This window comes from Pseudofrankia coriaricola, assembly GCF_032027725.1.
In the GTDB taxonomy this organism is placed as follows: domain Bacteria; phylum Actinomycetota; class Actinomycetes; order Frankiales; family Frankiaceae; genus Pseudofrankia.
The window spans coordinates 43027-51793 of sequence record NZ_JASNFO010000010.1 but is presented as its reverse complement, the minus strand read 5'-3'; the positions used below and the strand labels follow the sequence as shown (position 1 = coordinate 51793).

Below are 8767 nucleotides of genomic sequence, written 5' to 3'. Positions count from 1 at the left end.
CCTCCCGCCGCGGGGGGCCGCCCGGGCCGCCCCCGCGGGGCCCCCACCGCCTTCTTCTTCGTACCAATAGGCACGAAGCCGGCAGCCCGTTGACATGATCGCCGTCTGCGCCGCCTGGTGGTCACGGAAGGTCCGCGGACACGACCCCCAGAGGACACAAACCGCGATCATGCCGGGCGCCGGTGGCCCGGGAAGGGACCGCCCTCGGCTCAGGCCGCGAGGCGGTCACTCCTGGTCCGGTAGCCGCGGACGGCGAGCACCCCGCAGCCGACGATCAGGACCCCGGACCAGACCAGCGCCTCGATCACCGGGCGGGTGGTGGCGCCGCCATGCGCGAGGGCCCGCATCGCCTCGATGACCACGGAGAACGGGTTCACCCGGGCGATCGGCTGCACCCAGCCCGGCAGATCGGACCGCTGCACCATGCCGGTGGAGAGGAACGAGCAGACGAGCAGGAGCGGGTTGAGCACGGCGACGACGGTCTCGGAGTCCCGGGCGCGCATCGCCACCAGCAGCCCGAGGAAGCCGAGCCCGAGCCCGAACACGAGCGGCAGCAGGAGAAAGCCGATCGCCGCCCACGGCCCCGCCGTGAACCGGAAACCGAGCGGCACGCCCACCACGACGACCACGGCGATCGTGATGGCGCTGCGCGCGGTGTCCGCGAGGACCCGTCCAGCCAGTGGCGCCAGCGCCGAGACGGGCATCGTGCGAATCCTCGCGTCGAAGCCGTCGCGTAGGTCGGTGACGGTAGCGGCGGCGGTGAACGGGGAGGCGAACGCGATGCCCATGAGGACGAACAGCGGCAGGCTGACATCTACGTAGTCGTCGTACCCGGCGCCCGGATAGACGATCTTCGCGAAGCTCACGGTTATCAGCAGGAGAAGGATCAGCGGGAAGAAGACGGCCAGCACGAACGTCGCCGGGTCACGCAGCATCAGCCGCAGCGCGCGTCCGGCCATGGCCAGGGTGTCCCCCACCGGGGCGGGACGAGGAAGCGCGACCTGGCTCACGCGGCGGCCCTCCCGAGTGCCCGGCTCGCTCCCAGCACGCCGACCACGCCCAGCCCGAGCAGCCAGGCTCCGGCGATGAGCAGCGGCCGGGCGAGCGCCGCGTCGTGCGCGGTCAGTGCCCGCAGCGCGTCGGCGACGCGGCTCACGGGCTGCTGCTCGACGACCGGACGCAGCCACGACGGGAACGCGGCGGCCGGCGTGAACGCGCTGGACAGCAGCATGAACGGGAAGTAGATCAGGTTCGTCGCGGTGGTCACGGCCTCCAGCCGGCGGATCGCGAGCCCCAGCGCGATGAAGCAGGTGACCAGGGCGGCGGCGAACGCCAGCATGACGACCGGGAAGCCGAGCGCCTTCCACGGCCCGCCGTGGAACCGGAAGCCGAGCGCGGCGCCGATCGCCAGCAGCACGCCGAGCGAGAGGAGCGAGCGGGTCAGCTCGGCCGCGAGCAGCCCGAGCGCGGGCGCCGGCCGGCTGACGGACATGGTCCTCAGCCGGCGCAGCGTGCCGCCCAGCGCGTCCTCGGCAGCGAGGATGGCGCTCGACATCCCGGTGAAGAACACCGCCTGGATGACGACGGCGGGCAGCAGGTAGTCGATGTAGTCGAGGCCGCCGCGCCGCATCACCCGGCTGAATACGGTGAAGAACAGCAGCGCGAACACGAGCGGCAGCACGATGGCGCTGATGATCGACGCGGGGCGGCGGCTCATCAGGCGCAGGTGCCGCTCGGCGAGCACCGCGACGTCGGTGGCGAACGCCGGCCGGGGCCGTGTGCCCGCCACGCCCGGTGGCGGCGGCCCGGCCAGCGTCCCCGCCACGGCGGCCGGGATGGTCGAGGTCATGAGGCGACCTCGGCGGTCGGCCGCGCTGGCCGGCCGGCCTCGTCGGAGGCCGCGGCCTCACCGTCGGCCTGAGCGTCCGGGGTGGCCGGGTGCCCAGTCAGCGCCAGGAACACGTCGTCCAGGGTCGGGCGGCGCAGGCCGATGTCGTCGATCCGCGCGATGGGCAGGCCACCGTGGCGGGCCTCGTCCAGCTCACGGACGACGGCGACCAGCGTCTCGGGGCCGGTCGCGGGCAGGCTCACCCCGTCGGGTAGGGCACTCACCGGGCCGAGGGTCCCGAGCGTCTCGGAGACCAGTTGGCGGTCGGCCGCGTCGGCGACGGCGATGTGGCACACCGCGCCGCCGACCCGCCGCTTGAGCTCCGCGGCCGTACCCTCGGCGACCACCCGGCCCCGGTCGATGATGGTGACGCGGTCGGCGAGCTCGTCCGCCTCCTCGAGGTACTGGGTGGTGAGCAGGATGGTGATCCCGCCTGCGCGCAGCTCGCGGACGGCCTCCCACAGGGCGAGCCGGCTGCGCGGGTCGAGCCCGGTCGTCGGCTCGTCGAGGAACAGCACGGCCGGCTCGCGGGTGATCGACGCGGCCAGGTCGAGGCGGCGGCGCGTCCCGCCGGACAGCGTGCCGGTGCGCTGGTCGGCCGCCTCGGTCAGCGTGAACCGCTCCAGCAGCTCGGCGGCCCGCCGACGGGCCTCGGCCCGGCCGAGCTTCATCAGCCGGCCGAACAGCACGAGGTTCTCGCGCGCGGTCAGCCCGCTGTCGAGAGCCGCGAACTGGCCGGTCACGCCGATCGCCGCCCGGACGAGTGCCGGCTGTTCGACCACGTCGTAGCCGGCGACCGTGGCGCGCCCAGCGTCCGGGCTCAGCAGCGTGGTCAGCACGTTGATGGCCGTCGTCTTGCCAGCCCCGTTGGGTCCGAGCAGCCCGAGGATCGTGCCGGCCTCGACCCGCAGGGACAGCCCGTCGAGTGCCCGGATGTCGCCGAAGGTCTTCACGAGCCCGTCGGCCTCGACCGCCGCGGTCACGGTTCGGCCCGCTGACGCGACGTCGGGTGGCAGGTCGCCATCTGTCGTCCTTCCTGACGTGAGTACTGGCTGGTGCGGGTCATCCGGCAGTCGTCACCGACCACGCGGGAGGCGCGGGCCGGTCGGGTCCCCTCCATTGCTCCGTGCCGCGCGCTGTGGTGAGATGCCGAAGATATGGAAGGTAAGGCTAACTTAAGGCAAGAGGGCCGCGCCTTCCACACCTGGGCCGAGGCGGACGGAACACGAGGAGCGGGATGTCGATCCACCAGGTAGGTCCGGGCACGAGACCGACGGCCCCGCAATCGCCCCGACCCCGGCCGAGGCCGAGGCCGAGGCCGGGGTCGGGGCTGGGGCTGGGGCGGCCGTGGTGGCTGGCGTGACCGAGCAGGTGACCGGCGCGAACCGGGTCGCCCTGCGCGACCGGGCACCCCTCGGCGACGGTGTCCACACTCCAGCCGCGCTGGACGCGCTGATGGGGCGCGCGCGGGCGGCGGGCGAGTCCACGGACCACTGGGATCAGGCACGCGTCGACCAGGTGGTACGCGCCGTCGGACGGGCGTGCTACCGCGAGGACCTCGTCCGGGCGCTCTGCACGCTGGTCGTCGCCGGCACCCGCATGGGGACCACCGAGGACCTGGTCGAACTGCACCGACTGCGCGTCCTGGGGACGATGCGCGACCTGCACGGCCAGCGGACGGTCGGCGTGATCGCGCGGGACGACGAACGGCGCACCGCGACGTGGGCCAAGCCGCTGGGGGTGGTCGCCCTGGTCACGCCGGCGACCGCGCCCTGCACGGCGTTGGCGACCGGCGTGCTGTCCCTGCTCAAGACCCGCAACAGCGTCGTCGTCACCCCCCATCCGGCGACCGCCGAGCCCCTGGCTCGCATGGTCGAGGCCGTCCGGCACGCGCTGCGCGAGGTCGGCGCCGAGGAGGACCTGGTGCAGCTGGTCGTCGGCGCCGACCGGAACGGAAGCCGGGAACTCATGCGCGCGGCCGACTTCGTGGTGGCGACCGGCGGGGCCGGGACCGTCACGCGCGTCTACACCAGCGGCACACCCGCCGTCTCCTCCGGGCCCGGCAACGCGACCGCGGTCGTCGACGAGTACGCCGACCTGGACACCGCCGCCGAACTGATCAACAAGGGTGCCTGCTTCAACAACGGGACGTCCTGCTCCTCCGAGAGCAACGCACTGGTCGACGCGCGGGCGCTGGGCGCCTTCCGGGAGCGGCTGCGCGCCGGCGGAGCGCTGCTGCTGTCGGACGAGGAGGCGGTCCGGCTGGAGCGCCACCTGTGGCCGGACGGCCGGCCGGATCGTCTCCTGGTCGGCCGGAGCGCGGTCGAGATCGCGCGCGCGTGCGGCATTCCCGTCCCCACCGGCCGTGCGGTCACGACACTCGTCGCCACGATGCCGGCGGTGGAGCCGGGCCGGCCGCTGTTCACCGAGAAGCTGGCACCCGTGCTCACGCTCGCGCCCTACCGCACGTTCGACGGCGCCGTCCGCGACGTCCAGGACGTCCTCGCGCACAGCGGACGCGGCCACAGCTGCGCCCTGCACACCGGCGACGGCCCGGTGGCCGAGGCCAGGGTCGACCGGCTCGCCCGCGCCACGAAGGTCTGCCGCGTGCTCGTCAACCAGTCGACCATGGGCAACGCCGGCAGCTTCGGCAACGGCATGGAGTTCACGTCGGTCGTGTCGACCGGGTCCTGGGGCGGCTGTGGCGTCTCGGAGAACGTGACCTGGCGCCACCTGTTCAACCGCACGACGGTGTCCCACCCCCGGCCGACCCGCGTCCCGAGCCCCGCCGAATTGTTCGACGACCCGAACCCGGCGGCCACCCCGCTTGATCCGTGGTAATCGGGCGCCGCTCGATCCAGCGCACCGGCTGCCGGACGGCGGGCCGCCAGACACCCGCCAGCCGGCGGCCGCAGCAGGTTAACGGCGTCATGGACGAGCAGCCCTGTGAGCCAATCAAGGCGGTCATGGCCTATCGGAAGATGACGGATCGCGGCGGAACTGTTTCCTTAAAGCACGAACCGCGCCTTCTCCTGTTTGAGGATCTGGAATGAGTTCATCCAGCGGACGCCTGGCAACCGGCCGGTGTAGGTACGATACGCGTTAGCCGGCTCGCCAGGCGGAGCCCTGTCGTCTGGCCTTCGTCTCCGACGGGCTCACACCGTGCATGCCCGAGGTGCGCGACCGTCAGGTCTCGAAGCCCTCTGGGGGTGCCTGCATATCAAGGGCGTCCACGCTCAGTGCGTAGTCGTCGGGATGCTGCGCCAGATGGTTCGCCGCCTCGTACAGGGCAGGGAGTGCCGCGAAGTCCTTCGACCGACCCGCCGTCTCCTTGGAGCGGATGATGTCCTCGAGGCTCGCGACATAGATCGAAACACCGAACTCGGCGACGTCATAGCGCCGAGCATTTCGCATGATCGCATCGAAGGGGCCGACACCCGGAAGCTCGATCAGCACATCAATAGCACCGTACCGAATTCTATACATCGCGAAATACTCCGCGTAGAACTCCTCTGGCCTCACCTCGGGGTGGGACACATACTCAGTCGAGTTCGCGGTCTTCTTCAGCGTCGCGACGCCGCTGAGCGCGGCCGCGAGTCGAGCCAGGTTCCCGGGATCGGGATCGGGAACGACGTCCAGATCACCAGTGACGTACGGCGTTCCCTGCAGCCTCGCACCCACCCCACCGACAATGATGTAACGGACACGGTGCTCGGCGAGCATGCCAAGCATCCTCGGCAGTTCGAGCTGGAGCGAAGCTGTCGACTCCTCAGCCGTCACTCGACAACCAGCCGGGCACTGGCAAACACCGCATGTTCCGCCATCAGCATCCGCAGGCGCTGCTCCGGCGGCACCGAGAGGATCGCCTTCACCTGGACCAGAAGCCCAGGATCCGACTGCCAGGTCTCCCTGGTCAACGTCCTGAAGAGATCCTGGGCGCGTACGCGAGCCTGCGCCGCCCGCTCGCGTAGGTAGACAGCCCGCTCGACAGGGTCCTGGGGCGGGTCAAAGGGATCATCCAGGCTCATCGCCGAACCTCCCACGCGACCGGCATCGGACTGCCACAAGAGTGCCCCACGGCGCACAACCACCCCACGGCCTGACCCGCACGGACGACACTACCAGCAACGCCGCGACGGAGATCAACGAGCACGCCCGGCCGACGTCGCGGGTGAGAAGCGCCTGCTCCTCGGGCCACCCTACGCGTGATCGATGATCTAGCACTCGGACGCGGCATCGCGGCGACACGGCAGATGGGCCTCGGGTCAATGCGGCCAACCATGTCGGACCTGTCGGATAATCTTGGACGGTGCGCGGCGGGTGAGCCGGTGCCCGAGAACAGGCGTGGACAGCATCAGAAGGCAAGCCCGCGCTACGGAATGCCTCCTCGCTGAGGCACGGCCGGCGGCCGCCGGCCGTGCCCGGATGGCGGCGGTCGGCGCGGGAAGTGGCTCGCCGGGATCGCCGCGGTCGAGATGGGGGCTCGATGGCCGACGGGTGGGTACCTCCGAGTGAGCCCATCGAGTGGGACATCGCGATCCCGACCGATGACGTCTCCATCGCCCGGCGGCGGCGTACGCTGGCGCCGATTCAGGTGCTGACGGACATCGAGCGCACCAAGTCGAGCTTGGACGGGGATTTCTGGTCCCGCTACGACCTGTTCACCGTCGCGCTGGCCGTCATCGACCAGGTCGCGCTCGCCATGGGCATCTCGGCGGGCCGGACCTGGGACGAGACCGTCGAGTACGCCGTGGCGCAGGCGACGCGCCAGGTGCCCGACGGCACACCCGAACAGTGGCGGGTCGTCGCGGAACGGGTCGTCGTCTCCCTGGTGACGACCGACGTCGAGACCGTTCCCTACCTCGTCCACGCGGCCGGCGGCGCGACCTGGCTCGCGCAGCGTTTCCGGCTGCTCTACGCGCAGGCGAGCCCGGAGGGCGGGGAGCACCTGCGGGCCTCCGAGCAGGCCATCAATATCTTCATCGACGCGCTCGACCTGGACATCGAAGCGGCTCAGATCGCCAACGAGGCGCAGCTGCGGGCCCTCATCGGCCGTGGTGCGATCGAGTCCGCGGTCGCGATCGCCCGCCACGCCCGGTATCGGAGTATCCAGCTCCAGGAACGGGTCCGCCGGATCGTCGCGGACACGCTCATCGACCCCGACGCGCATGACTGGGCCGACGACGTGCCGGTCGTCCTGGACACGGCGCTGCGACATGTGGCCGAGCGCCTCACCGCGGAGACGGAGCTGCTCGACGCGGTCGCCGACCGGCGAGGTGACGTCACCGACACCGCCCGGCTTGCCTCCGCGAACCAGCTCGTGGAGATCCTCCGCGAGTGCCGGCATCGGCACAATGAACTGCACAGCCATCTGATCGGGGCGCGTGGGCGGCTTCGGGAGGCCCTCGACGACCGGTTCGCCCGGCCGGCCGGCGCCGCGCACCTGGCGAACATCGGGTCCGACCTGCTCGATCCTTACCTCCTTCGCCCCACCGACCAGGCAGCGGCGATAGCTCCCCGGCTGCTGGCCACGGTGGGCGGGATCGCGGCGCGCTGGTGGCCGTCGCTCGCGACGCTCGTCGACGAGCTGTGCGCCGCGGCGCGCGAGCCAGGGCAGGGCGACGAGATCGAGGAGCCGCAGTTCGACGAGTCCGCGGAACGGGCCTGGTGGGAGTCGTACGAGGACACGGTCGACGCCATGCTCGACGGGGTCGAGGAACCGATCCGGCTGTCCCAGCTGCTGGCCCGCGTCGACGAGATCGCGGCCGCGGCGCAGGACGACGAGGGCGAGCCGCTGGACCCGTCGGTGCTCGCCGCGGCGACCGTGCACGCGGCGCATCGCGCGTGGACGACCCGGTTGGCGGGGCGTGCCAACGGGGAGCGCGTCCTGCTCGCCGTCGACACGGGGAACGCCCTCGACACCAACAAGATCCGCTCGGCTGACCTGCTGCTCGTCCCGGCGACGGTGACCGCCGACATCGACGCTCCGCAGCCGGCCGCGGCGCGCGCGGCCACGCCGGACCTGCCCTGGCAGTCGGACGGAGCGTCCGACCATCCCGACGACCTGGAACCTGACAACCTGGAAGCGGAGATGGCTGGATGACCCTCGCAGCTGACGCCCTCGACCTCGGCCGGCTCCTCGCCTGGTCCGCACGCCCGCGGGAAAGCCCCGCCCGGCACGACGACTATCACCGGGTGGTCACCCGCTACCTGCAGGATCCCGACTTCGCGCAGGCGGCCGACGCCCTGTTCACCGGCGCGGGCCTCCAGGTGATCGTGACCGCCGCCGACGGTGTGATCGTCACGGCGGAGGCCACGTCGCCGCTGCGTCTCCCCGTCGGCGACGTCGTGAAGCGGGCCTCGCCCCATCACCGTGCCGTAGTCGGCGCGGTGGTGCTCGCGGTCGCCCGCACCGCCTATCCAGAGCCGTCGATGCTGAGCGATCCCGACCGGGTCGCCGTCTTCACGGCCCAGTCGGTCGTCGACACGCTCGACCGGGCCGCGCAGGCGCACGCGGAACGCAACGGCCAGGACGGCGAGCTCGACGAGGACCGTGTCGAGATGTGGCGCCGGTGGCAGGCGCTCGCGGCCGCGCGCCCGAACGCGCGGCGCAGGTCGGTGAGCGACCGTCAGGGCGTGGTCGCCCGGGTGTGCCGGGTGCTCACCGAGGCGGGCTATCTGACGGCCCGTGGCGAGACCGACGGCGGGACGTGGATGAGTCGTCCCCGTTTCCGGCACGCGGTCGCCGAGCTGTGCGTGGATTCGGACCTGTACGCCCTGGTCAACGGGTTCGCCGAGCAGGAGCCCGACCGGCTGGACCCGGCGAGCGGCCCGGAGCAGGCGGACCCCGACGGCGACGACGACGGGCTGGGCTAGGCG

9 protein-coding genes are annotated in these 8767 nt (G+C 71.9%); 4 read left to right on the top strand and 5 right to left on the bottom strand.

Annotation, left to right across the window (positions count from 1 at the left end; translation table 11 throughout):
• Window positions 1-209 precede the first annotated feature (209 nt).
• The 3 genes from QOZ89_RS07585 to QOZ89_RS07575 are packed head-to-tail and all read right to left on the bottom strand — an operon-like array spanning window position 210 to window position 2871.
• Entirely contained in the window at window positions 210-1010 is an 801-nt protein-coding gene (locus tag QOZ89_RS07585) for an ABC transporter permease (RefSeq protein WP_083419236.1), read from the bottom strand.
• Window positions 1007-1849 carry an ABC transporter permease gene (locus QOZ89_RS07580; RefSeq protein ID WP_071051122.1) on the bottom strand — a complete coding sequence of 281 codons (843 nt, stop codon included), beginning with the start codon at window positions 1847-1849 and terminating at the stop codon, window positions 1007-1009. Before QOZ89_RS07580 ends, QOZ89_RS07585 begins: the two co-directional genes overlap by 4 nt.
• The gene (locus tag QOZ89_RS07575) at window positions 1846-2871 is read right to left on the bottom strand and encodes an ATP-binding cassette domain-containing protein (protein ID WP_312623385.1); all 1026 of its coding nucleotides are present in this window, start codon (window positions 2869-2871) and stop codon (window positions 1846-1848) included. The genes QOZ89_RS07580 and QOZ89_RS07575 overlap by 4 nt, the downstream gene beginning before the upstream one ends.
• 376 nt (window positions 2872-3247) lie before the next feature.
• Here QOZ89_RS07575 and QOZ89_RS07570 point away from each other — a divergent pair, with 376 nt between their 5' ends.
• Window positions 3248-4729 (top strand): aldehyde dehydrogenase family protein, encoded by a 1482-nt coding sequence (locus QOZ89_RS07570; RefSeq protein ID WP_312623384.1) that lies wholly within the window; start codon window positions 3248-3250, stop codon window positions 4727-4729.
• 89 nt (window positions 4730-4818) lie between these two features.
• The gene (locus tag QOZ89_RS07565; protein ID WP_312623383.1) at window positions 4819-4941 is read left to right on the top strand and encodes a hypothetical protein; all 123 of its coding nucleotides are present in this window, start codon (window positions 4819-4821) and stop codon (window positions 4939-4941) included.
• A gap of 133 nt (window positions 4942-5074) precedes the next feature.
• On the opposite strand, the gene QOZ89_RS07560 is transcribed toward QOZ89_RS07565, so the two are convergent.
• A complete protein-coding gene (locus QOZ89_RS07560; protein ID WP_241842004.1) occupies window positions 5075-5668 on the bottom strand; it encodes a hypothetical protein in 594 nt (197 codons plus the stop codon).
• Window positions 5665-5916 (bottom strand): hypothetical protein, encoded by a 252-nt coding sequence (locus QOZ89_RS07555; RefSeq protein ID WP_198543397.1) that lies wholly within the window; start codon window positions 5914-5916, stop codon window positions 5665-5667. The genes QOZ89_RS07560 and QOZ89_RS07555 overlap by 4 nt, the downstream gene beginning before the upstream one ends.
• Window positions 5917-6374: 458 nt before the next feature.
• On the opposite strand from QOZ89_RS07555, the gene QOZ89_RS07550 reads away from it, so the two are divergent.
• Together QOZ89_RS07550 and QOZ89_RS07545 are read left to right on the top strand one after the other, a co-directional pair.
• Window positions 6375-7991, top strand: a complete 1617-nt coding sequence (locus QOZ89_RS07550) for a hypothetical protein (RefSeq protein ID WP_312623382.1) — start codon at window positions 6375-6377, stop codon at window positions 7989-7991.
• Complete coding sequence (locus QOZ89_RS07545; RefSeq protein ID WP_312623381.1) at window positions 7988-8764, top strand: hypothetical protein; 777 nt, start codon at window positions 7988-7990, stop codon at window positions 8762-8764. Before QOZ89_RS07550 ends, QOZ89_RS07545 begins: the two co-directional genes overlap by 4 nt.
• Window positions 8765-8767 lie beyond the last annotated feature (3 nt).